This window comes from Parahaemophilus parainfluenzae (genome assembly GCF_001053575.1).
Classification (GTDB): Bacteria; Pseudomonadota; Gammaproteobacteria; order Enterobacterales; family Pasteurellaceae; genus Haemophilus_D; species Haemophilus_D parainfluenzae_S.
Window position 1 is genome coordinate 1 of record NZ_JVSL01000018.1, and the last position, 24,550, is coordinate 24,550.

The following is a 24,550-nucleotide window of genomic DNA, read 5'->3' on the forward strand; positions in this document are numbered from 1 at the left end:
TGGTGGGTCGTGAAGGATTCGAACCTTCGACCAACGGATTAAAAGTCCGCTGCTCTACCGACTGAGCTAACGACCCACATCATTTCGTAACAGGTGCGTATATTACCGATTTTATTTTCTGACGCAAGAAAAATCTGAAGAAATTGTGTTAATTGCGTGAATACTCGTCAATTTCTAACAATATCTTAGAACAAATAAAAAAGGAGAGTATTTCTACTCTCCCTTTTTCTAAGAATCAAAATTCTTTAAAAATTAGTATGCTAACACTGCACGACGGTTTTTAGAGTATGCTGCTTCATCGTGACCTAACACTGCAGGTTTTTCTTCACCGTAAGAAACAGTAGATACTTTACCAGCGTCAACACCTTTACCAGCTAAGAAACCTTTAACTGCATCAGCACGACGTTGACCTAAAGCGATGTTGTACTCTGGAGTACCACGTTCGTCAGTGTTACCTTCAACAACAACTTTAGAAGCTGGAGTTGCATTTAAGTATGCAGCGTGAGCATCTAAGATTTGAACGTATTCACCTTCGATGTTGAATTTGTCGAAACCGAAGTACACGGTGTTGTAACGTTGTTGAAGATCTTCAACAGAGTAACCACCGAAAGTTTGACCGTTGTTAGCACCGTTGCCTGCTGCATCGTTGTTTGATGAGCTACATGCTGCTAATGCAGCTACTGAACCAGCAACTAATAATGATTTAACAAATTTGTTCATTAGATTTCTCCTCAATGAGTTTTTTTATTTAGTCAAGTATGGAGACCAAGCTGGAAATTTCACTTGGCCATTACTTCCTGGAAGACTCGCTTTAAAGCGACCATCTGCAGAAACTAATTGTAACACCTTTCCTAGCCCTTGTGTAGAGCTGTAAATAATCATGATACCATTAGGAGAAATACTTGGGCTTTCACCTAAGAAAGATGTACTTAATACTTCAGAACTACCGCTGGTGAGATCTTGTTTCACCACGTTGTTATTACCATTGATCATCACAAGTGTTTTACCATCACTACTGATTTGCGCACTACCTCGACCACCAACTGGTGACGCACCACCACCGCTTGCGCTCATGCGATAAACTTGTGGTGAACCACTTCTATCTGAAGTAAAGAGAATTGAACTACCATCTGGAGACCATGATGGTTCTGTATTATTGCCCGCACCACGAGTTAATTGAGTCGGTGTACCACCATTTGAGCCCATTACATAGATGTTTAATAAACCATCTTGTGAAGAAGCAAAGGCAAGTTTAGAACCGTCTGGAGAGAATGCTGGCGCACCGTTATGTCCTGGGAAAGAGGCGACCACTTTACGAGAACCTGAACCTAAGTCTTGTACAACAAGTTGAGATTTTTTGTTCTCAAAAGATACGTAAGCTAAACGTTTACCGTCTGGAGACCATGCTGGAGACATAATTGGTTGTGAGCTACGATTTACGATGAATTGATTGTAACCATCATAATCTGCTACACGAACTTCATAAGGTTGTGAGCCACCATTTTTTTGCACCACATAAGCGATACGAGTTCTGAAAGCACCACGAATACCGGTTAATTTTTCAAATACTTCATCACTCACGGTATGTGCACCATAGCGTAACCATTTATTTGTCACTGTATAGCTATTTTGTGCAAGCACCGCACCAGGTGTACCTGATGCCCCTACAGTATCAACTAATTGGTAAGAAATGTTATAACCACTACCAGTTGATGTCACTTGACCTACCACAACAGCATCAATACCTAAAGCAGTCCAAGCTTCAGGTTTTACTTCTGCTGCAGTCGTTGGTTGTTGTGGCATTTGGCTCACTGGAATTGGGTTAAATTTACCACTATTACGTAAGTCATCTGCAACAATTTGACCAATATTTTCAGGTGCAGAACCTGCGAAAGGAACAACTGCGATAGGACGAGCGCCATCAACACCTTCATCAATCACAATTCGAACTTCATCTTCTGCCATTGCTGTGCTTGCAAATGCAAACATCACCACAAATAGCCCCATAACACGTTTGATCAATTTCATTTAATCACCTTATTTTAACGTTGTTACTTTCCTAAAACCGATTATCGAGCATTGATATCAAAATCGATAGTCGGCGCTTTATATTTCTCATAAATAGCATCAGATGGTGCTGCTGGAACTTTTTTCGTTCTCGCTACCGCACTTAATGCTGCAGTACAAATATCATCAGGTCCAGAAACGCGTTGGTAGCCTAAAATCGTGCCATCTCGACCGAGTTGGATTTTAATGCTACAAACTTTACCGGCAAAGCTTGGGTCTTTTAAGAAACGGCGTTGAATTTCACGTTTAATGACACCTGCATATTGGTCACCAACTTTACCACCATCTCCAGCACCTAGTCCTGCACCACTACCTTGTGTACCGCCTTTATTTGCATTACCACCTTTAGATGCACTACCACCACCGACATCTCCGCCGTTCATGAAGTCATCTAAAGCTGCTTGATCTGCTTTACGTTTTGCTGCGTCAGCCTTCGCTTTTGCTTCTGCATCCGCTTTAGCTTTTGCTTCAGCCTTAGCTTTTGCCTCTGCATCTGCTTTCGCTTTTGCATCAGCTTCAGCTTTTGCTTTAGCCTTAGCATCTGCCTCAGCTTTCGCTTTAGCATCTGCTTCTGCCTTGGCCTTCGCTTTTGCTTCAGCATCGGCTTTCGCCTCAGCCTTCGCTTTAGCATCTGCTTCAGCTTTTTCTTTCGCTTTTTGAGCTTCGGCTTGTGCTTTAGCTTTTGCCTCTTCCTCAGCCTGTTTAGCAGCTGCCGCTAAACGTTTCGCTTCTGCATCAGCTTTTAACTTCGCTGCTTCAGCAGCTTGTTTTGCTTTCGCTTCTTCAGCTTGTTTCTGCTTTTCTAACGCCTCTTGACGAGCAAGTTCTTGTTGCTGTTTTTGCTTTTCAATTTCTTGCTGCTTTTGTTTTTCAAGTTCTTTTTGACGTTGAATTTCCTGCTGACGCTTAATCTCTTCTTGTTTCGCAATTTCTTGCTGATTTGGTTCAGGTTCAGGCTCTGGTTTCTTCTCTTCGACTACAGGTTCTGGTTTTTTCTGTTTATCAGTTTGACCTTTTTTCTGTTGTTGAATACGTCCCCATTCCTGTGCTGCGCTGCCGGTATCGACCATCACAGCTCCCATGGCATCACCTTCACCTTCTCCACCACCCATTATTTCAACGGTTTGATAAAGAGAGCTCCAAATCAACAAACCAAACAATGCAAGGTGCATCGCAATAGAGATGACAAACTCATTTGCACGTTTTTTTCGTCGATTATTCTGCACGGTTTTACCTACTTATTCTTAAATTGGGTTGGTCATTAAACCCACAGACTTAATGCCGGCAAGATGTAGTAAATTCAGTGCTTTAATCACTTCTTCATAAGGTACATCTTTTGCTCCGCCCACTAAGAACATTGTGTTATTGTCTTTATCAAATTCTTGTTTTGATAATTGGGTTACCATTTCTTCGTTAAGGCCTTCTTGGCGTTGACCACCAATAGAAATCGAATACTGCCCTACACCTGCTACTTCTAAGATAACCGGTGTTTTATCTTCATTTGATACATTTTGACTTTGCACCGAATCAGGGAGTTCCACTTGAACGCTCTGACTGATAATCGGCGCGGTTGCCATAAAAATTAACACTAAAACTAAAAGAACATCGAGAAATGGCACGATGTTAATTTCAGATTTAATGTCTTTACGCTGACGACGAGCCATAATTTCCTCTAAAACTTCGCTAAAATCCACCGCACTTTTCGTCTGATTTATCAAGTGCGGTCAATTTTTCATTGATTTTTAATGGGGCGCTTTACCAAAAGCTTGACGATGTAAAATTGTGGTGAATTCATCAATGAAGTTACCATAATTTTGTTCAATCGCATTTACACGTAAGCTTAAACGGTTATACGCCATTACAGCTGGAATCGCCGCAAACAAACCGATTGCAGTTGCGATCAAGGCTTCTGCGATACCTGGAGCAACCATTTGTAATGTTGCTTGTTTCGCACCACTTAACGCCATAAATGCGTGCATGATCCCCCAAACGGTACCAAATAAACCAATATATGGACTCACAGAAGCCACTGTTGCTAAGAAAGGTACACGACTTTCAAGCGCTTCTACTTCACGATTCATCGCAAGGTTCATTGCACGAGTCGTACCTTTAATGATTGCTTCTGGCGCATCTGCGTTCACTTGTTTTAAGCGAGAGAATTCTTTAAAGCCAACAAAGAAAATTTGTTCGCTACCCGTTAATACTTCACGACGATTAGATAAACCATCATAAAGTTTGTTTAAATCTTCACCAGACCAGAAACGATCTTCAAAAGTGTTCGCTTCTTTTAACGCGCTCGTCAAAATACGGCTACGTTGAATGATGATTGCCCAAGAAATAATTGAGAACGAAATCAAGATCACAATTACAAGTTGAACAACGATACTCGCTTTTAGAAAAAGATCTAAAAAGTTCAATTCTGCAGTCATTGCATACTCCGAAAAGTTATTTACTTTAAAAATGCCGCTTTTAATTCTTCAGGAATTGCGACAGGTTTCATTTTGCCTAGATCAACACAGGCTACCTTAACAGTAGCCTTCGATAACACCACTGTCTCACGAACTAACCGCTGTTCAAAGAGAATTGTTGCTCCTTTCACTGCCGTTATTTCCGTTTCGACAATAAGATAATCATCCAATTTTGCCGGAATACAATAGTCAATAGACATGGTTTTGACCACAAAAGCTAACTGTTGTTCCTGCAATAATGATTGTTGGGAAAAATTAAGCGTTCTTAAATATTCAGTTCGCGCACGCTCAAAGAAATGTAAGTAACGTGCGTGATACACTACTCCGCCTGCATCCGTGTCCTCATAATAGACACGAACCGGAAAGGTAAAACATTGGTTATTCAAAATAATGCTCAAATTATCAGCCATAACAAGCCGCTTATTTTAGAACCTGTTCATTAGATGTGCAAGATCCAAATAATAATATTTGTCTATCGCTCTTATAAAAACCAATGCTGAACAATGGCAATTATTGTGGTGAAATAACCAATAAACGGCAAGAAAACGAGCTGCCATATTGCTCGACGAATTTCAAATCCGATACCGTGGATCCACAAATTAATCAATCCCCAAAAAATCGCAAGAATCCAAGCTGGATGTGCAGTTCGAAGTGCGGTCGAAAATTGATTTAAATTTAAAAAGAAAGCCGCGGTTAAAAATAACGCCAAAATAAACGAAAGGGTTCGCAAGGAACCCTTATTACTTAATTGATAGAGTGAATTAATCATCATTACTCGTCAAATTTACCTGACTTTTCTTTGCCAATGGTTAATTTAGCACTCACCATAACTGCAGCCAACACACCCACTACCCAAATTACGTATAACATATTGTTTCTCCTTAGTATAATGAGTTTTTGTTGTCTTCAACAAAGCTTTCATCCAAGCGACCAAACATTTTGTAGTATGACCAAATGGTGTAAAGCAATGAGATGGTAACAAATACTAATGCCAAGTAGAACATTAAGGTTAATGTTAATTCACTTGACGTTGCATCCCACATTAACAAACTTTGTTCTGGATGAGTACTTGAAGGCATTACAAATGGGAACATTGATACTGCCGCAGTAATAATCACACCAGCCATTGTTAATACAGAGAAGAAGAACGCAAAACCACAACGATTTGCTTTAGATGCAACCACATTTAATAATGCACCAACCACAGCTAATACTGGGAATGCCCATAAAGCTGGATTTTCATTGAAGTTTTTGAACCATGCACCTGCTTCAACTGCTACTTGCTTACCTGAAGCTGGTGCTGACGCTGCAAAATGATCAATCGTGCTAGTCACCACATAACCATCTTTGAAAGAAAGCCACACACCTGCAAGTACAAAAGTAATTAATGTCACTAATGCACCGATTTGTGTAATCGCTCTTGCGCGATCACGCAATGCAGCAGTGGTTTTCATTTGTAACCAGTTTGCACCGTGAGTCACTAACATTGCAAGGCTTAACACACCGCAAAGTAATGCGAATGGGTTTAATAATGCAAAGAAAGAACCTGTGTAAGTTGCTTGTGAAAGCTCATTTAATTCGAATGGTACACCTTGTAATAAATTACCAAATGCTACACCGAATACTAATGCAGGTACAAAACCACCCGCAAATAAGCCCCAATCCCACACGGCACGCCATGTTGGATTATCAATTTTCGCACGATATTCAAAACCAATTGGACGGAAGAATAACGCAGCTAACACAAGGAATAAGGCAATATAGAAGCCTGAAAACGCCACAGAATAAACAATCGGCCATGCCGCGAAGATTGCACCACCAGCAGTTAATAACCAAACTTGGTTACCATCCCAGTGTGGAGCAATAGAGTTAATCATAATACGTCTTTCTACTTCTTTCTTACCAGCTACGGGTAAAAGTGCGGTCACGCCCATATCGAATCCATCTGTTACAGAGAAACCGATAAGCAATACAACAACTAGCACCCACCAAATAATACGTAGAATTTCATAATCAAGCATAATCCATCTCCTGCTTATTTAGATGATTGCTCAAAATAGTATTTGCCGGTTTTCAATGCACTTGGACCTAAACGTGCATATTTAAACATCAAATACATTTCCGCAATGATGAAGAAGAAGTAAAGTACACAAATTAAACCGATAGAGAACCATAAGTCACCTACACTCAAGTTAGAGGCAGACACACCCACCGGTAATACTTCATAAATCGCCCACGGTTGACGACCAAATTCAGCTAAGAACCAACCAAATTCAATCGCTAAGATTGGCAATGGGATACCCCAAAGCAATGCTTTAAGTAATAAGCGAGAAGAAGTGACTTTGTTACGTAAATTTTGAACAAATGCACCAAAGGTCAGTAAAATAATTAAACCACCTGCCGCTAACATACCACGGAACGCCCAGAAGTTAGGACCTACGTTTGGAATAGTATCACGTGCTGCTTGTTTAATTTGTTCATCCGTTGCATCTACAACTTTATCTGTGTAACGTTTTAATAATAAACCGAAACCTAAATCACCTTTGACTTCATCAAATTTTGCTTTAGTTTCTGGATTTACTTGGCCTGCTGATTTTTTCTCTGCTTTTAATTGTGTGAATAAATCATAAGCAACCATACCGTTACGAACACGACCTTCATTTTTTGCTTGAATTTCTTTCAAACCAACGATTTCAGTATCTAAAGAACGCGTTGCAATTAAACCACCTAAATATGGGATTTCAATCGCAAAATCATTTTTCATTTCTGCAGTATTTGGAATCGCCACTGGGTGGAATGGAGCTGGTGCAGGATGAGTTTCAAACTCAGCTTCCATTGCAGCTAATTTCACAGGTTGTGCTTTACCGATGTCGTAACCTGATTCATCACCCATAATTAATACTGCTGATGCCGCGATAAAGCCAAAGGTTGCCGCTACAGAGAATGAACGTTTAGCAAAACCAATATCACGGCCTTTTAATAAATAGAATGCACTAATACCTAATACAAACATTGCACCAGTTGAATAACCTGCTGTTAATGTATGTAAGAATTTACTTTGCGCAACTGGATTTAACCAAAGATCTAAGAAGCTGGTCATTTCCATACGAACGGTTTCAAAGTTAAATTCTGCCGCTACTGGATGTTGCATCCAACCATTTGCCACTAAAATCCACATCGCAGAAAGGTTTGAACCAAAGGCTACGCAGTAAGTTGCGAGTAAGTGTTTACCTTTAGTTAAACGATCCCAACCGAAGAAGAATAGCCCCACGAAAGTGGATTCTAAGAAGAATGCAAGTAATGCTTCGATCGCTAATGGTGCACCGAAAATATCACCTACATAGTGAGAATAATAAGACCAGTTTGTCCCGAATTGGAACTCCATGATAATACCGGTCGTTACCCCTAGAGCAAAGTTAATACCAAATAACTTACCCCAGAATTTAGTCATATCTTTATATACTTCTTTGCCCGTTTTAACATAAATGGTTTCCATGATCACAAGAACGAAAGATAAACCTAATGTTAATGGTACAAAAATGAAGTGATATAACGCAGTTAACGCAAACTGCAAGCGTGAGAGATCAACAACGTCTAACATCTCAACTCCTTGTATAAATCTACAAGATTTTCACTTTATGATTACCAAGGATAATCCCAAATAATCACCCCAAACTACTCAACAAAAATCGTTAAGAAACATTGAATTATTTACGTAATAATTGCCTTTTCTATTCTAAAAACAGAATGCAGTAACCGATTACAATATAAACATTCAAAATTTTGCCCTATTCTACTACTATTTATGAGGATAAAAAATAGAAAAAACCGTTATATTGATCACATTTTTTGATATAAGTTACAAAATACCCTATTTAGCGTAACTATAGCGAAATTGATCTGCATCAAATCTTGCATATTTATCTCAAATAAAAAAATTTATCTCTATCACAAGGAAACTTTATCGAAAAGAAATAGACAAAATAACCACTAGACAGGGCGACAAGATTTTGCTATTTTTTAGCCCAATAATATTTGGAAAGATTTGTAGGGATTTACAATGAAAAAAATTTGTGTAATTTTGACCGCACTTTTCGGTTCGATGGCTCTATCTGCCACTGCAGCACCTATTACAGAAAACAAAGCTGCTCTTCCACAACAATGCACACAGTTATTTAAAGAAACAGAAAATTTGATTGCCCAAGCAGAAAAACAGCCAGGCACTCATACTCAAGTAGGTAAAATTAAAAGTAAACTTAATCAAAGCAAACAGCAAATTCTTGAAATGGAATTAGCAACTCAACAAAAAAGCTGTGATGTGGGTTTAGCAAGATTAAATAGTATGAAGAGCTATACTGAAGAAACTAACTAATCAAGTTTTAAAAAGAAAGGACATATTGATATCAATATGTCCTTTTTTCTATCTCTTATTCTGACTGCTTCTGAAGTCCAAAGTGTCGATAAGTTAACGAAGTCGCAATTCGGCCTCGAGGCGTACGCTGTAAAAATCCTTGTTGAATCAAGTAAGGTTCTAACACATCTTCAATAGTGTCACGCTCTTCGCCAATTGCTGCCGCCAAGTTATCTAACCCAACTGGTCCACCATCAAAACGTTCAATCACTGCGGTAAGTAATTTTCTATCTAAGTAATCAAAGCCCGCATCATCTACATCCAACATTGAAAGCGCTTGTTTCGCAATGTCTGCCGAAATAATGCCATCATTACGCACATCAGCAAAATCTCGAACGCGACGCAATAAACGGTTTGCAATACGAGGCGTACCACGTGAACGACGAGCGACTTCAAAAGCGGCTTTATCTTCTAATTCTAGATTTAAGCAAGAGGCACTTCTTGTCACAATAGACGTTAAATCTTCAACGGAATAAAATTCTAAACGTTGAACAATACCGAAACGATCACGCAATGGCGAGGTTAATGAACCAGCTCTGGTTGTAGCGCCAATTAATGTAAAAGGGGGTAAATCCAATTTAATTGAACGTGCTGCTGGCCCTTCACCAATCATAATATCCAGCTGATAATCTTCCATTGCCGGATAAAGCACTTCTTCAATCGCAGGAGAAAGACGGTGAATTTCATCAATGAATAACACATCATGGGGTTCAAGATTTGTCAGCATTGCCGCTAAATCGCCAGCTTTTTCAAGCACAGGGCCTGATGTTGTGCGAATATTCACACCCATTTCATTTGCCACAATATTAGCTAGCGTTGTTTTTCCTAAACCTGGAGGACCAAAGATCAACAGATGATCTAAGGCATCTTGACGCAATTTTGCGGCCTTGATGAAAATATCCATCTGCTCTCGCACTTGTGGTTGTCCCACATAGTCGGCTAAAAGTTTTGGACGAATCGCACGATCGATGACATCTTCATCCATCTTTGCCTGACTGCTAATAATTCTATCTGCTTCGATCATATCTGTTTAATCTTTATAGTGCGGCTTTTAAGGCTTCGCGAATTAATTGCTCACTGGTTAAGTCTGCTTTAGCCACTTTTTTCACCATTTTTTCAGCATCGGTTGGTTTATAGCCTAATGCAATTAATGCAGCAATCGCTTCATCTGCTGAGCTTTCAGCTTTGCGTAATTCTGAAGTTGAAGGAATATGTTTGCTCTCCACAAAGAAATCACTTTGGCGAACATCTTTAAACTTACCTTTTAACTCTACCAATAAACGTTCAGCTGTTTTCTTGCCCACACCAGGAATTTTCACTAATTTTGACAGTTCTTCTCGCTCAATAGCGTAAGCAAACTGCTCTACTGACATTGCAGATAAGATCGCAAGTGCCAATTTAGGTCCAACACCATTGGTTTTAATTAATTCACGGAATAAAGTGCGGTCAGTTTTTTGGGCAAATCCAAAAAGAAGATGAGCATCTTCACGCACAACAAGATGGGTAAATAAAGTAGTTTCTTGCCCGATTTCAGGTAAATCATAAAAACTGGTCATCGGTAACAATAATTCGTAACCAACGCCTTGTACATCAAGCAAAATTTCAGGAGGTTGTTTTTCTAATAAGATGCCTTTTAAACGACCGATCATAAGATTTCCATGTAAAAATTTTTTGCATAGAATAAAATAAAACTGGATATTAATCCAGTTAAATTTTTAATCTAAATCGACCTCGGCTATACCTTGTTTTTAAAAGTGCGGTCATTTTTTCATGTGTTTCTGTCGTCTTGACCGAGCTCGCAATATGCAAAGAATGTTGAATGGTGTGGGCATGTGTAATCGCAATGGCTAAAGCATCTGCCGCATCAGCTTGTGGTTTATCTGAGAGCTTCAAAATTCGTATCACCATATCTTGTACTTGAACTTTATCTGCCGAACCAATCCCAACAACAGTCTGTTTCACCAAGCGAGCCGCATATTCAAATACAGGTAAATCGTGGTTCACAGCAGCCACAATTGCGGTACCACGAGCTTGTCCCAGTTTTAAAGCGGAATCCGCATTTTTAGCCATAAACACTTGTTCAATGGCAAACATATCCGGCTGAAATTGCGTGATGATTTCTGTCACACCGGCATAAATTCGTTTTAAGCGTGTCGGTAAATCCTCGACCTGCGTGCGGATTGCTCCACTGCCGAGATATTCTAATTGGCGACCATTTTGCCTAATCACACCATAGCCCGTTACACGAGAACCAGGGTCAATGCCTAAAATAATACTCATAAATTCTCAAAAATAAACGGCCGGTCAATGCCGGCCGTTTTTAGCGTTAATTATTGGTTTGCTTTTGCAGTTGCTTTTGCATCTACATCACAGTTTTTCACAACAATTTTATCTGCTTTTTTGCCTTTGATTAAAAGATTTACTGGCACAACAGAATCGAATTTATCTAAAGTTAAACCACTGTCTACGTTCCAAACATATTTGCCAGAAGTAAATGAAGTGAAGTCTTTTTGAGCTGCATCACGAGCAAAATCTTTCGCAACAACTTTGTTGCCTACCATTACCATTGCCGCTGTTGGCTCTTGGTTTTCGAATTGATAAACTGCAGTTACAGTTTTCTTGTTACAAGTATAAACTACTGTTTTATCCGTTACAGTAGGTGCTGCAGTTTGCTCTGCCTTGTTTTCCATTTTTGGTGCATCGCTTGCACAAGCTGATAAAACAACAAGAGCGGCCATTGCAGGTAATACTTTAGCTAATTTCATTCTAAATCTCCTTAAAATTACAGCTGAGCTGCAACTTCATCACTAATTTCACCGTTATGATATACGTTTTGTACATCGTCACAGTCTTCTAACATGTCAATTAAACGCAACAATTTAGGCGCAGTTTCAAGATCAAGATCAACCGTTGTTGATGGAATCATTGTGACTTCTGCGTTATCAATTTTAAATCCTGCTGCTTCGATTGCATCGCGCACAGAACCTAAATCTTCCCACGCAGTATAGATTTCGAATGAACCATCATCTTGTGGCTGAATATCATCCGCACCGGCTTCGATTGCCGCCTCCATTAACGCATCTTCTTCACCTTCGCTAATTAAAATCAAGCCTTTTTTGCTGAATAAATAGCCCACAGAACCTTCAGTCCCTAAGTTACCACCACATTTAGTGAAACTTGGGCGAACCTGTGAAATGGTTCGATTTGCGTTGTCACTTAGACACTCAACCATCACAGCAGTTCCACCCGGACCATAACCTTCGTAAATTCTTGTTTCCATATTGGTGTCATCACCACCGCCCACACCGCGTTCAATCGCACGGTTAATGGTGTCGCGAGTCATGTTGCTTGATAAAGCTTTATCTACTGCTGCACGTAAACGCGGGTTTGCACTGACATCACCGCCACCAATTTTTGCAGCAGTGACTAATTCACGAATTAATTTTGTAAAAATTTTACCGCGTTGCGCATCTTGTGCTGCTTTACGGTGTTTAATATTTGCCCACTTACTATGGCCTGCCATGTTGTTTTCCTTCTTATCTTAAAAACGTTTGTAAATTATACCCTCTTCTATAGAGGAAAGCCGTTCATCAAATATTTTTTGATAGCCTCGGCATTATTCGGCGATTTCGTCATTTGGATCGCTTGTTCAGGTGAAACCCATAGATACGCCAAATGCTCACTTAATATCGGCTCAAATTCCTGCTCAACTGCCAATAAAAACCAATGTTCATGACAGTGAGTCACATTCGGTGCGTATTTATAGCGGAAATGCGGGAAAATTTCAAATTCTATGCTCTTTTTGCAATCAAAAAGTGCGGTCGAATTTTCTTCTATTTTTAATCCAACTTCTTCCCAAACTTCCCGAATGGCGGTTTCTCTTGGTGTTTCATTTCTTTCTAATGTCCCCGTAACAGATTGCCAAAAAGTAGAATCATCTTGACGTTGAAGCATAAGAACACGATGCGTGCTTTCTGCATAAATTACCACGAGAACCGATTGATTATTTTTATATTTCAAACTAGTCATCTGTATAATTGAGAATGGGCAGCATCATACCTTTTCTACTAAAAACTTTCAAAAAAATTACCGCACTTTAAAACTAAAGTGCGGTAATTATCTCAATTATTTTAGTTTAACCAGCCAGCTTGTTGAGCAATAAACAATCCTGCAAAGGCGGTTAAGTAGAATAATCCTATAAGGGATAACCACAATAAGCCGCCTTTTACACTGTGTTTCGCGTGCTTAGTCAGAGATAAATTCAACCAAGCGAAGATTGGCGCAGAAACAAATGAAGCAATCATCGCAAATTTCAGCATTGGACCCACTGCATTATTAAAGTAGAAAATAATCGCTAAACCCGACAATGCGGCTAAAATCATGCCAATGTTTAAAACTCTTACTGAGCTTTCTTGTTTACCAGACAAAATACGTACTGCTTCAACATTAGTACGAGAATAACCATCAATTACCGTAATTGTTGTACCAAACATACACATGAACGCAATTACTGCAATTAATAAGCGAGACCATTCACCGATAGTACTTGCGTACATATTGATAAGTTGTGCGATATATTTTCCGCCAACCATCTCTACGGTTTCAGGAGAACCATATTGTACCAATGCACCAAGCGCTAAGAATACGACAGCTAAAATGGCTGTACCGATATAACCCACGTTAAAGTCAAATAAACCATCTTCATAAGATACTTTCGTTAGACGACGTTTTGCCACCACCCACATAGAGTTAACAGCAGAAATTTCAATTGGTGCAGGCATCCAGCCCATTAATGCAACTAAAAATGCTAATTTACTTAATTCCCATGGAGAAGGCGCGACAAAATCAGGTGCAGCTACGCCATGGATACCATTACGCATAAAGGCGATCACGACAGCGCTCACGGTGGTTACCGTCAAAGCAATCATGATGATTTTCGATAAACTATCTAATAAACGGTATTTACCCAACAATAAAATGCCGGTTGTCACAAGAATCACTAATGAGCTTAATACTGGCATTGGAAGTGGAATTGGTGTAATAAACGTTAAAATTGCGGCTGTTAATAATCCCACTGCAGCAGTATTAATTACTGTGGCAAAAACGTTTAAAGCAAGGAATAACCAAAGGTAGAACTTCCCTTTTTGACGGTAACCTTCTAACAACGTATTACCGGTATCTAGGGTATATTGAACACCGAAACGGAAGAAAGGATATTTAAATAAGTTAGCAAGAATAACAATACTCACCAATTCCCAACCATAGATCGCACCAGCTTGGGTAGATGCAATAATATGCGAACCACCAACAGCTGCTGATGCCATCACGATGCCAGGACCTAAGGCAGAGAATTTACTCGCCCATGTTGATTTTTCTACTGGAGTTGAAACTTCACTCATAAAATGTTCTCTTATAAATTGACCATAAATTTAAAAGGACCTATTTATAATAGAATTTTATTCTTGAGTAAAGTAAATAAAATCCACTTAAAAGCACTAGTAAAAAAATAAAAACCTGATTATTTCAAAATTTCAGAATATAGTTCTAAAATAAATAAATTTTCCTAGTATTCATACCACAAAACTGATATCTTTAAGTGAATAAAATTTTTTCAATAAAAAGAAAGTGCGGTTAAAATCAGTTTAATTTTTGACCGCACCATAAGAATAATGAGACTAATTATTTTGAACGTTTTCTATTTTTGAAGACTTGAAATATTCATTAATAATTGGACGATATAGGAAAAATCCCCAAATACATAATGTAATTAGACTTCTAATTGCATCTTTATCTGCATATCCCCCATCGATAAAATCACTGACAACAGACAAACATCCTATCACTATATAGAGTGTTCTCCCCCATGATTTACCTTCAAGCATAACAATAGAAGATAAAAATATAAGGGAAGAAACTACAAATGCAAAAATCAAATAGGGGATAGCTTCAGGAACTACATATCCTAAAGTACGCCACCCATCCCATAAAATATAGAAAACCGAACAAAATCCAATCACTGAAGCAAGGATATTAATCCAGGCAATTACTTTTAATGATGTAGGCTGTTTCATTTACTCTCCACAAAAGTGCGGTCAAAATTGACCGCACTTTATTATTTAAATTTCAACATTACTCAGATTTTACAACCTGAATACTTAACTCAGCTAATGCCTGTGGATTCGCAAAACTTGGTGCCTCTGTCATTAAACAAGCTGCGGCCGTTGTTTTCGGGAATGCAATCACATCACGGATATTTTCAGTGCCAGTTAAAAGCATGGTTAAACGGTCTAAACCGAATGCTAAACCAGCATGTGGCGGTGTACCGAATTTTAATGCATCCAACAAGAAACCGAATTTTTCACGTTGTTCTTGTTCATTGATACCAAGAATGCGGAATACGGTTTGTTGCATTTTCGGATCGAAAATACGCACGGAACCACCACCTACTTCATAGCCATTGATCACCATATCGTAAGCATTTGCTACCGCATCAGTTGGATTCGCTTCTAATTGTTCTGGCGTAAAATCTTTTGGTGAAGTGAATGGGTGGTGCATTGCTGCAAGATTACCCTCTTCATCACGTTCAAACATTGGGAAATCAATCACCCAAAGCGGTTGCCACTCATCTAAACGAGTTAAGCCAAGATCACGACCTAATTTCAAACGTAATGCGCCCATTGCATCCGTGGTGGTTTGCCATTTGTCAGCACCGAAGAATAAAATATCTCCAGTTTGAGCTTTCACACGTTCTGCTAACGCTTTCCATACCTCTTCATTTAAGAATTTTGCGATTGGGCTTTGTACGCCTTCAAGACCAGCATTAATGTCATTTACTTTCGCCCAAGCTAAACCTTTTGCACCGTAAATACCAACAAATTGTGTATATTCATCAATTTGTTTACGAGTGATTTCAGTACCATTTGGTACACGAATGACTGCCACACGACCGTTTGGATTGTTTGCTGGCTCATTAAATACTTTAAATTCAACGTCTTTAACGATATCTGCCACATCGACTAATTCAAGCGGGTTACGTAAATCTGGTTTATCTGAACCAAAACGAGTCATCGCCTCTTGCCAGGTCATTTGTGGGAATTTACCTAAATCCACACCAATGATGTTTTGCCATAAACCATGCACCATGCGTTCCATGATCTCACGCACTTCTGGCGCAGTTAAGAAAGAGGTTTCCACGTCGATTTGAGTAAATTCAGGCTGACGATCTGCACGTAAATCTTCATCACGGAAACATTTCACGATTTGATAATAACGATCAAAACCAGACATCATCAAAAGCTGTTTGAAAAGCTGTGGTGATTGAGGCAATGCATAGAATTTGCCTTTATGTACACGGCTTGGCACTAAATAGTCACGCGCACCTTCTGGCGTTGCTTTGGTAAGCATTGGGGTTTCGATATCAAGGAAACCATTATCATCCATAAAACGACGCACAAAACTGGTGATTTTCGCACGGGTTTTTAAGCGTTGTGCCATTTCTGGACGACGTAAATCTAAATAACGATATTTTAAACGTTGTTCTTCAGTGTTGTTTTGGTTGAAGTCTAATGGTAAAACGTCAGAAGCATTGTAGATGCGTAATTCTTTCGCTAATACTTCTACTTCGCCTGTCGCCATATTTTTATTAATTTGATTGTCAGGACGCGCGATCACTTCACCTTTAATTTGAATACAAAATTCATTACGTAAGCCTGAAGCTGCGGTTAATGCTTCTTGATATTTCGGGTCAAAACAAACTTGCACGATACCATCACGATCACGCATATCGATAAAAATTAAACCGCCTAAATCGCGACGGCGATGAACCCAACCGCTTAATGTTACTTCTTGTCCAATATGGTTGCGGTTTAATGCACCGCAATAATGTGTACGCATCATTTCTGTATTCCTTTCATTTTTCTAAAAATGGATAATTAACGCGTTGATTATACGGAAAAAGACGGGGCATTTAAATTGAAAAGCGAAATTTATTTGATCCTTTAAAAACTTTCACTAAAATGACCGCAGTTTTTTGCATTTTATCTAACTAAATGCTCTCTCAAGACAACAATAGAACTCAAGAATGATGAAAGATACAATTTTTGCCGCCCCGATTGAAAAACTGGGCGATTTTACTTTTGATGAAAGCGTAGCGGAAGTTTTCCCCGATATGATTCAACGCTCGATTCCTGGCTACTCCAATATTATCACGGCGATTGGTATGTTGGCTGGACGCTTTGTGACGGCTGACAGTCAAGTCTATGATTTAGGCTGTTCACGCGGTGCGGCAGCCCTTTCTATGCGACGTAATATTAAACAACCTAATGTGAAAATTATCGGTGTTGATAATTCTTTGCCAATGGTGGAACGCTGCCGTCAGCATGTGGCGGCTTATCATAGTGATGTGCCCGTAGAAATTCTTTGCGATGATATTCGTGAAATTGAAATTAAGAATGCGTCAATGGTGGTGCTCAACTTCACATTGCAATTTTTACCACCGGAAGATCGCGTAGCTTTGCTCACAAAAATCTATCAAGGTTTAAACCCAAACGGTGTATTGGTGCTCTCTGAAAAATTCCGTTTTGAAGATGAAAAAGTGAATGAGTTGCTTATTGACCTCCACCACCAATTCAAACGTGCTAACGGTTATAGTGAACTTGAAGTGAGCCAAAAACGCACCGCACTTGAAAATGTCATGCGTACTGACTCGATTAATATCCACAAAGAGCGGTTAAAAAACATCGGATTTTCACATGTAGAATTATGGTTCCAATGTTTTAACTTTGGATCGATGATTGCGGTGAAATAAACTGAAAAAATAAAGTGCGGTCAAAAACATCATAGTTTTTGACCGCACTTTTTATATGTCATTAACCTTAATTACGCTGCATTCGGCTTATGGAGTAAGGTAAAGGCAATAAAACCAAATACTAAGAAGCAAGATATATCTTGCAATAGAAGCTACCAATTTCTATGCTATAATCGCCCACCAACCTAATAGAAAAGAGGAAAACAAGATGCAAATTTTACACACGATGCTTCGAGTAGGTGATTTAGACCGCTCTATTAAATTTTATCAAGATGTTTTAGGTATGCGTTTATTACGCACAAGTGAAAACCCTGAGTATAAATATACGCTTGCTTTTTTAGGTTACGAAGATGGCGAAAGCGCTGCAGAAATTGAATTAACATACAACTGGGGCGTAACGGAATATGATCTTGGTAATGCTTACGGGCATATTGCTATTGGTGTAGATGATATTTACGCAACTTGTGAAGCGGTACGTGCTCATGGCGGTAAAGTGACTCGCGAAGCCGGCCCGGTTAAAGGCGGCACTACTGTGATTGCATTCGTTGAAGATCCGGATGGTTATAAGATCGAATTTATCGAAAACAAAAGTGCAAAATCAGCTTTAGGGAATTAAGGAATATATTGTGTCAGATACACCTGAAATTCCTTATCATCACCAATTAAAAAATCGCTTCCGTGGCTACTTTCCTGTCATTATTGATGTGGAAACGGCAGGGTTTGATGCCAAAAAAGATGCTCTTTTAGAGCTTGCGGCAATTACCTTAAAAATGGATGAAAATGGCAATTTACAACCTGATCAAAAATGCCATTTTCATATTGAACCATTTGAGGGGGCGAATATTAATCCCGAATCACTCAAATTCAATGGGATTGATATTCACAATCCATTACGTGGTGCGGTATCTGAATTAGATGCCATCACAGGATTGTTCCAAATGGTGCGTCGTGGACAAAAAGATGCTGAGTGTCAGCGTTCTATCATCGTGGCACACAACGCGGCTTTTGACCAAAGTTTCGTGATGGCTGCTGCAGAACGTACGGGCGTAAAACGCAATCCATTCCACCCTTTTGGGATGTTTGATACGGCAACTCTTGCCGGTTTTATGTTTGGACAAACAGTGCTCGTTAAAGCATGCCAAGCGGCAAAAATTCCTTTTGATGGTAAACAAGCGCACTCGGCGCTATATGATACCGAACGTACGGCAGAATTATTTTGCTATATGGTCAATCATTTAAAAGAGCTTGGTGGTTTCCCGCATGTTGCTCAAACAAATGAAACGGAAAAAATAGCTGAAAATCAGACCGCACTTTAATTTTCAAAATTTTTTAGAAAAAAGGCTTGCAATCGTTTTCGGTTTACCGTATTTTAAAAAGTAATTCGATTTAGTTATCTAAATAAGAGAGTTTCAAATGAACTTTATCCTTCGTCACCATCATCGCCATTCAACTGAATAATCTTTCAGGCTGTTGGCGTGCTTGGAAGATTTCTTCCGAGCTGACAAGATAAAGATCAAAAAAATCTTACCCCTCGGAAGGCAACTTTCGAGGGGTTTTGTTTTATTATCAATTTACAGGAGTTTATTACTATGCGACATTTAACCTTAAATCAATTTTCTTTTATGCGACTTTTTTCTTTTAATTAATCAATAAGGAACAACAATATGCTATCTAATCCCGTTGTTATTTCAATTGTCGTGCTACTGGCGTTAAGCCTACTGCGCGTGAACGTGGTTATCGCACTTGTGATTTCTGCTCTTACAGCTGGCTTATGCGGAGACCTAGGTTTAAGCAAAACTATTGAAGCCTTTACAGGCGGCTTAGGTGGTGGTGCTGAAGTTGCCATGAACTATGCGATGCTCGGTGCATTTGCCATTGCGATTTCAAAATCTGGCATCACTGATTTGCTTGCCTACAAAATTATTACCCGAATGAACAAAACACCAACTGGTAAAAATTTAGCGTGGTTTAAATATATGCTGCTTGGTATTTTGCTTTTATTCGCCATTTCATCCCAAAACTTGCTCCCAGTGCACATTGCGTTTATCCCGATTGTGGTGCCACCTTTACTTTCTATTTTTAACCGTTTAAAAATCGATCGTCGCGCAGTCGCTTGTATTATTACCTTCGGTTTAACCGCAACCTATATGATCTTACCGGTTGGTTTCGGGAAAATCTTTATTGAAAGCGTTTTAGTTAAAAATATCAATCTTGCTGGTGCACCACTCGGTTTACAAACCAGTGTTGGTGAAGTTTCTTTTGCTATGCTTATCCCTGTTATTGGTATGATTCTTGGTTTACTCACTGCTGTGTTTGTTACCTATCGCAAACCACGCGAGTATGTTGTAACAACGACTGAACCAACTACAACTGAAATTGAACAACACATTGCGAACATTAAACCTATTCAAATTACTGCAAGTGCGGTTGCTATTGTCGCCACTTTTGCCACACAGCTTTTCACAAGCTCTACGATTATTGGTGGTTTAGTCGGTTTAATAATTTTCGGTATATTCGGTATCTTCAAACTCAAGGAAAGTAACGACATTTTCCAACAAGGCTTACGTTTAATGGCGATGATTGGCTTTGTTATGATTGCTGCTTCTGGTTTCGCCAATGTGATTAATACCACAAGCGGTGTGAAAGAGTTAGTTGATGCACTTTCAACTGGTGCGATTCAAAGTAAAGGCGTTGCGGCATTCTTAATGTTACTCGTTGGGTTATTGATTACCATGGGTATTGGTTCTTCTTTCTCAACTGTACCAATTATCACCTCAATTTATGTGCCACTTTGTCTCTCTTTTGGTTTCTCACCTCTCGCGACAGTGGCTATCGTAGGTGTAGCAGCAGCATTAGGGGATGCGGGTTCACCGGCTTCTGACTCAACACTTGGGCCGACATCCGGTTTGAATATAGATGGTAAACACGACCACATTTGGGATTCTGTTGTGCCAACCTTTATTCACTACAATATCCCACTATTAGCGTTCGGTTGGATTGCAGCCATGACCCTTTAATCGTTATAATCCCTGCATACATTATGCGGGGATTTTTTTATGTCTATTCAATCATTACTCAATACGCTCGAGCAAAAAGTACAGCAACTGACTCAAGCCTATCAGGCTGACTCTGATAAAAAAATCAATGCTAAATTTAACCGCACTTTATTTACCGAAGATTTTGAAACTGTCGGTTTTTATCTCAAAGAAATCCAACAAAGCTTAACTAAGCTATGTAAAATTCCTCATCAAAATGAAGAACAAATTGTATTTATGGCAGAACATATTTTAGGACAATGTACCGCATTGACTGAAGCCATGAATCGCAAGTATAAAAAACCTATTCAACCGAAAATAGCAGAGCCACAAGTTGCAAGTAGTAAATCACAACATAGCATTCATCGTCTCCCTCCAAGAGAGCGTTTAGATAAATATTATGAAGCCTTGCAGCAACTCACGGAAAAATACGAAGAAGCCAAAGCACAAGCTAATACGGCTCAAACAGATATTCAGAGAGATATGCATAATCAAACAGCCGCAATTTATGTAACGCGTCGTCAAAAATGTTTAGAAGCAATTGAGACCTTAGAAGAATACCTTGCCTTTAAAGAAGCCAAAGAAAGTGCGGTCAAAAAATAAGATATTTTTTTAATAGACTGAAAAGCAAAAATCCCTAAATCTTTCGATTTAGGGATTTTTTGAATTTGATGGCGGAGGAAGTGAGATTCGAACTCACGGAGGGCGTAAACCCTCGCCGGTTTTCAAGACCGGTGCCTTCAACCACTCGACCATTCCTCCGTGATTTAAGCGAGGTGAATAATACGTTTTTTCCCCCACCCCGTCAAGCAAGAAAATAAAAAAATTATCTGACTGACTACTTTTAAATCACTATGTTTTAAAAATACACAAAATAAAAAACGGAACCTATTGGTTCCGTCTTTATGATTAAGATATTACTCTGCTTTCGCTTGTGTCGGTTCAGAATAAATATGGCTAATTGCACTATGATGACCTGCCGCGCCTTTACCATTAAAGTAATAATGAGACTCCGTCCATTCTACAATTGGGAATGGTTTAGACTCATCATCAGGTGCTTTCGCTAATGTCATGGCCGCTTTTGTATGTGGTACGGCTGAAATAGTACCTGCACGACCAGTGAACACATAAGAACTTACAAATTTTGCTTTTTCTTGTGGTTCAACTTCTGCAGTTGCGACTTGAGCAACAGGTTCTGATTTATGATGCAAGCGTTCTAATGATTCTTGCACTTTCTGTTGAACCGCTTCATTTGCCGGTTGAGTAATGAAATCTAACGCAGGTTGTGCTTCAACTGATTTCTCTTCCACAACAATACCTGTTGCAGGCGTAATCACACCTTTTTTCGTTTTTTCTTGCTCAAGCAACTCATCCACCGATAAGAAATTATTTTCTTTCGGTGCATTCACCGCAGAATAATCAATGCATAATTTGCCGCTTGCTAATTCTGGTGAAGCCACCGCAGCAAATAATGGCATTGGGGATCTCACTTCATTACGACGACGGCGTTGATTATTCGATGCTCGTAAATGACGAGGTGTACGGCGCTGACGTTCTTGACGTGGTTTATCTTCTGTATTATCAACAGCGTTGTTTTCAACCACTTCATTTTTAATCGCAGGAACTTCAACCGTTTCAATCACATTCTCATTGGCGTTATTTGCATTGTCATCAATACGAACGCGTTTACGTAAATCACGACGTTGACGACGCTCAGCTACCGGTTTCTCTGCTTTTTCTTCTTGACGATTATCATCAGAAACATTCGCTAAATTAACCGCACTTTCTGAAATAACCTCTTCATTAACATTGCGGCGATTACGACGATTATTCACACGCTCACGAGTTGGACGTGCATTTTCTTCGTCTGTATTTTTCGCATTGTCACTATTTTCGTTGCGAGAACGACGATTATTACGACGGTCTTGATTACGACGATTATTACGATTGCCGTTACGATTATTACGATTGTTTTGGTTTTTCTCTTCTTCTTTTGGCTCAGAAGCAAATAAACCTTTAATTGCAGCAACAATTTTCGCAAACAAGGATGGCCCCTCTGGTTTGCGCTCAACTGGTGCTGGCGCTGCCGTTGGGATCGATAGCGATACCGCAGCACTTTCCATCACTTGTTCAGATGTCACGGCTGCTGTTTCAATATTACGTGAAACAAGGGATTCTTCTGGTACGAATGCATCGTCTTGTGCTTCATGGAATTTTGCTAAGTTGTAGCTTAATTCGTTCAGCTCTTCACCTTCACGTACGCGGAACACGCTGAAGTGCGGGGTTTCCATCGCTTCATTTGGCACCACGATAATCTCTACATCATGGCGTTTTTCGATGCTGCTTACTGCTTTACGTTTTTCGTTAAGTAAGTAAGACGCAATTTGTACCGGCACGATAGTGTGTACTTGTTTGGTATTTTCTTTTAACGCTTCTTCTTCGATTAAACGTAAGATTGAAAGTGATAAACTTTCGTTATCACGTACTTTACCCGTACCTTGACAGCGTGGGCAAACATGGTGAGAAGACTCACCTAATGATGGGCTTAAACGCTGACGCGACATTTCCAACAAGCCGAAACGAGAAATACGGCTAATTTGAATACGCGCACGGTCTTGACGCACGGCATCACGGATACGATTTTCTACTTCACGTTGGTGACGAACCGGTGTCATATCGATGAAATCGATAACCACTAAACCACCTAAGTCACGTAAACGTAATTGACGAGCAATTTCATCTGCCGCTTCAAGGTTGGTATTTAATGCCGTTTCTTCAATATCGCCACCACGAGTTGAACGCGCTGAGTTGATATCGATCGCCGTTAACGCTTCTGTCACATCGATCACAATCGAACCACCTGAAGGTAAACGCACTTCACGTTGGAAAGCTGATTCAATTTGTGACTCAATTTGGTAGTGGCTAAATAACGGCACTTCGCCTTGATACAGTTTCACACGATTGATGAAATCTGGACGCACAAGTTTGATGTGCGCTTTCGCTTTTTCAAATACTTTCGGGCTATCAATTAAGATCTCACCAATATCACGACGCAAATAATCACGGATCGCACGAACGATCACATCACTTTCTTGGTGAATTAAGAACGGCGCCGGACGGCTTTGTGAAGCTTGTTTGATCGCTTCCCAATGATGTAAAAGTACTTTTAAGTCCCATTGTAATTCTTCTGGTGATTTACCTACACCTGCTGTACGCACGATAAGGCCTACGCCTTCCGGTACATCTAAAGAACTCAATGCTTCTTTTAATTCGATACGTTCATCACCTTCAATACGGCGAGAGATACCACCTGCACGCGGATTGTTTGGCATAATCACCAAATAACTACCAGCAAGGGAAACAAAAGTGGTTAAGGCTGCGCCTTTATTGCCGCGTTCTTCTTTGTTCACCTGAACGATCACTTCTTGGCCTTCAGTCAAAATATCACGGATATTTGGACGACCTTGAAACACATAATCAGCAGGGAAATACTCACGGGCAATTTCTTTTAAAGGAAGGAAGCCATGGCGCTCTGCACCATAATCCACAAAGGCTGCTTCTAAACTCGGCTCTACGCGAGTGATTTTCCCTTTGTAAATATTCGCTTTTTTCTGTTCATGACCCGGACTTTCAATATCCAAGTCAAATAAACGCTGGCCATCGACCAACGCAACGCGCAACTCTTCTTTTTGAGTCGCATTGATTAACATTCTTTTCATTGTCAATTTCTCGTTTTGAATTATCTAAAATACCTTGAAAATTA

The 24,550-nt window shown here is 39.6% G+C and carries 26 protein-coding genes, 2 tRNA genes and 1 other annotated feature; of the genes, 6 read left to right on the plus strand and 22 right to left on the minus strand.

Annotated features, from left to right (window positions below):
- The 11 genes from AC979_RS03795 to AC979_RS03840 all read right to left on the minus strand — a co-directional run bounded on the left by AC979_RS03795 (position 1) and on the right by AC979_RS03840 (position 8,136).
- A tRNA-Lys gene (locus AC979_RS03795) sits at positions 1–76 on the minus strand.
- Positions 77–252: 176 nt separating this feature from the next.
- The gene (gene pal / locus AC979_RS03800; protein WP_005696669.1) at positions 253–720 is read right to left on the minus strand and encodes a peptidoglycan-associated lipoprotein Pal; all 468 of its coding nucleotides are present in this window, start codon (positions 718–720) and stop codon (positions 253–255) included.
- A gap of 24 nt (positions 721–744) precedes the next feature.
- The gene (tolB, locus tag AC979_RS03805) at positions 745–2,028 is read right to left on the minus strand and encodes a Tol-Pal system beta propeller repeat protein TolB (protein ID WP_005696671.1); all 1,284 of its coding nucleotides are present in this window, start codon (positions 2,026–2,028) and stop codon (positions 745–747) included.
- Positions 2,029–2,069: 41 nt separating this feature from the next.
- Positions 2,070–3,293 carry a cell envelope integrity protein TolA gene (tolA, locus tag AC979_RS03810; protein WP_049372928.1) on the minus strand — a complete coding sequence of 408 codons (1,224 nt, stop codon included), beginning with the start codon at positions 3,291–3,293 and terminating at the stop codon, positions 2,070–2,072.
- Positions 3,294–3,311: 18 nt separating this feature from the next.
- A complete protein-coding gene (tolR, locus tag AC979_RS03815; protein WP_032803822.1) occupies positions 3,312–3,731 on the minus strand; it encodes a colicin uptake protein TolR in 420 nt (139 codons plus the stop codon).
- A 78-nt stretch (positions 3,732–3,809) separates the two neighbouring features.
- Positions 3,810–4,496 (minus strand): protein TolQ, encoded by a 687-nt coding sequence (gene tolQ, locus AC979_RS03820; RefSeq protein ID WP_005696675.1) that lies wholly within the window; start codon positions 4,494–4,496, stop codon positions 3,810–3,812.
- Between the two features lie 20 nt (positions 4,497–4,516).
- The gene (ybgC, locus tag AC979_RS03825) at positions 4,517–4,945 is read right to left on the minus strand and encodes a tol-pal system-associated acyl-CoA thioesterase (protein WP_005696676.1); all 429 of its coding nucleotides are present in this window, start codon (positions 4,943–4,945) and stop codon (positions 4,517–4,519) included.
- A gap of 71 nt (positions 4,946–5,016) precedes the next feature.
- Complete coding sequence (gene ybgE / locus AC979_RS03830; RefSeq protein WP_049372929.1) at positions 5,017–5,304, minus strand: cyd operon protein YbgE; 288 nt, start codon at positions 5,302–5,304, stop codon at positions 5,017–5,019.
- Between the two features lie 2 nt (positions 5,305–5,306).
- Entirely contained in the window at positions 5,307–5,405 is a 99-nt protein-coding gene (locus tag AC979_RS10375; protein ID WP_101494276.1) for a cytochrome bd oxidase small subunit, CydX/CbdX family, read from the minus strand.
- Positions 5,406–5,416: 11 nt separating this feature from the next.
- Entirely contained in the window at positions 5,417–6,556 is a 1,140-nt protein-coding gene (cydB, locus tag AC979_RS03835) for a cytochrome d ubiquinol oxidase subunit II (protein WP_014064909.1), read from the minus strand.
- Positions 6,557–6,570: 14 nt separating this feature from the next.
- Positions 6,571–8,136, minus strand: a complete 1,566-nt coding sequence (locus AC979_RS03840) for a cytochrome ubiquinol oxidase subunit I (RefSeq protein WP_014064908.1) — start codon at positions 8,134–8,136, stop codon at positions 6,571–6,573.
- Between the two features lie 459 nt (positions 8,137–8,595).
- On the opposite strand from AC979_RS03840, the gene AC979_RS03845 reads away from it, so the two are divergent.
- A complete protein-coding gene (locus AC979_RS03845; protein ID WP_049366385.1) occupies positions 8,596–8,907 on the plus strand; it encodes a DUF5339 domain-containing protein in 312 nt (103 codons plus the stop codon).
- 55 nt (positions 8,908–8,962) lie between these two features.
- On the opposite strand, the gene ruvB is transcribed toward AC979_RS03845, so the two are convergent.
- The 9 genes from ruvB to aspS all read right to left on the minus strand — a co-directional run bounded on the left by ruvB (position 8,963) and on the right by aspS (position 16,842).
- The gene (gene ruvB, locus AC979_RS03850) at positions 8,963–9,970 is read right to left on the minus strand and encodes a Holliday junction branch migration DNA helicase RuvB (RefSeq protein ID WP_049372930.1); all 1,008 of its coding nucleotides are present in this window, start codon (positions 9,968–9,970) and stop codon (positions 8,963–8,965) included.
- Positions 9,971–9,983: 13 nt separating this feature from the next.
- Positions 9,984–10,595, minus strand: coding sequence for a Holliday junction branch migration protein RuvA (gene ruvA, locus AC979_RS03855; RefSeq protein ID WP_049372931.1), 612 nt, complete (start codon positions 10,593–10,595; stop codon positions 9,984–9,986).
- A gap of 58 nt (positions 10,596–10,653) precedes the next feature.
- The gene (gene ruvC, locus AC979_RS03860) at positions 10,654–11,226 is read right to left on the minus strand and encodes a crossover junction endodeoxyribonuclease RuvC (protein WP_049372932.1); all 573 of its coding nucleotides are present in this window, start codon (positions 11,224–11,226) and stop codon (positions 10,654–10,656) included.
- A gap of 50 nt (positions 11,227–11,276) precedes the next feature.
- The gene (locus AC979_RS03865; RefSeq protein ID WP_049372933.1) at positions 11,277–11,711 is read right to left on the minus strand and encodes a hypothetical protein; all 435 of its coding nucleotides are present in this window, start codon (positions 11,709–11,711) and stop codon (positions 11,277–11,279) included.
- Positions 11,712–11,728: 17 nt separating this feature from the next.
- Positions 11,729–12,469 (minus strand): YebC/PmpR family DNA-binding transcriptional regulator, encoded by a 741-nt coding sequence (locus tag AC979_RS03870; protein ID WP_049372934.1) that lies wholly within the window; start codon positions 12,467–12,469, stop codon positions 11,729–11,731.
- A 47-nt stretch (positions 12,470–12,516) separates the two neighbouring features.
- Positions 12,517–12,975 carry a dihydroneopterin triphosphate diphosphatase gene (nudB, locus tag AC979_RS03875; RefSeq protein WP_049372935.1) on the minus strand — a complete coding sequence of 153 codons (459 nt, stop codon included), beginning with the start codon at positions 12,973–12,975 and terminating at the stop codon, positions 12,517–12,519.
- 101 nt (positions 12,976–13,076) lie between these two features.
- Positions 13,077–14,345: an NRAMP family divalent metal transporter gene (locus tag AC979_RS03880; RefSeq protein WP_049372936.1), complete on the minus strand. Its 1,269-nt coding sequence runs from the start codon at positions 14,343–14,345 to the stop codon at positions 13,077–13,079.
- 276 nt (positions 14,346–14,621) lie between these two features.
- The gene (locus tag AC979_RS03885; RefSeq protein ID WP_049372937.1) at positions 14,622–15,017 is read right to left on the minus strand and encodes a hypothetical protein; all 396 of its coding nucleotides are present in this window, start codon (positions 15,015–15,017) and stop codon (positions 14,622–14,624) included.
- A gap of 58 nt (positions 15,018–15,075) precedes the next feature.
- Positions 15,076–16,842, minus strand: coding sequence for an aspartate--tRNA ligase (aspS, locus tag AC979_RS03890; RefSeq protein WP_049372938.1), 1,767 nt, complete (start codon positions 16,840–16,842; stop codon positions 15,076–15,078).
- A 184-nt stretch (positions 16,843–17,026) separates the two neighbouring features.
- Here aspS and cmoA point away from each other — a divergent pair, with 184 nt between their 5' ends.
- From cmoA to priC, 5 genes are all read left to right on the plus strand, one after another.
- Positions 17,027–17,752, plus strand: coding sequence for a carboxy-S-adenosyl-L-methionine synthase CmoA (gene cmoA, locus AC979_RS03895; protein WP_049372939.1), 726 nt, complete (start codon positions 17,027–17,029; stop codon positions 17,750–17,752).
- Positions 17,753–17,960: 208 nt separating this feature from the next.
- Positions 17,961–18,368 (plus strand): lactoylglutathione lyase, encoded by a 408-nt coding sequence (gene gloA / locus AC979_RS03900; RefSeq protein ID WP_049372940.1) that lies wholly within the window; start codon positions 17,961–17,963, stop codon positions 18,366–18,368.
- 10 nt (positions 18,369–18,378) lie between these two features.
- Entirely contained in the window at positions 18,379–19,068 is a 690-nt protein-coding gene (gene rnt, locus AC979_RS03905; RefSeq protein ID WP_080971304.1) for a ribonuclease T, read from the plus strand.
- Positions 19,069–19,185: 117 nt separating this feature from the next.
- Positions 19,186–19,313, plus strand: a sequence feature (His leader region).
- A 103-nt stretch (positions 19,314–19,416) separates the two neighbouring features.
- A complete protein-coding gene (locus AC979_RS03910) occupies positions 19,417–20,769 on the plus strand; it encodes a Na+/H+ antiporter family protein (protein WP_049372942.1) in 1,353 nt (450 codons plus the stop codon).
- 39 nt (positions 20,770–20,808) lie between these two features.
- A complete protein-coding gene (gene priC / locus AC979_RS03915) occupies positions 20,809–21,390 on the plus strand; it encodes a primosomal replication protein PriC (protein WP_049372943.1) in 582 nt (193 codons plus the stop codon).
- Positions 21,391–21,459: 69 nt separating this feature from the next.
- Here priC and AC979_RS03920 read toward each other — a convergent pair.
- Together AC979_RS03920 and rne are read right to left on the minus strand one after the other, a co-directional pair.
- A tRNA-Ser gene (locus tag AC979_RS03920) sits at positions 21,460–21,549 on the minus strand.
- Between the two features lie 155 nt (positions 21,550–21,704).
- Positions 21,705–24,506 carry a ribonuclease E gene (gene rne / locus AC979_RS03925; RefSeq protein WP_049372944.1) on the minus strand — a complete coding sequence of 934 codons (2,802 nt, stop codon included), beginning with the start codon at positions 24,504–24,506 and terminating at the stop codon, positions 21,705–21,707.
- Between the last annotated feature and the right edge of the window lie 44 nt (positions 24,507–24,550).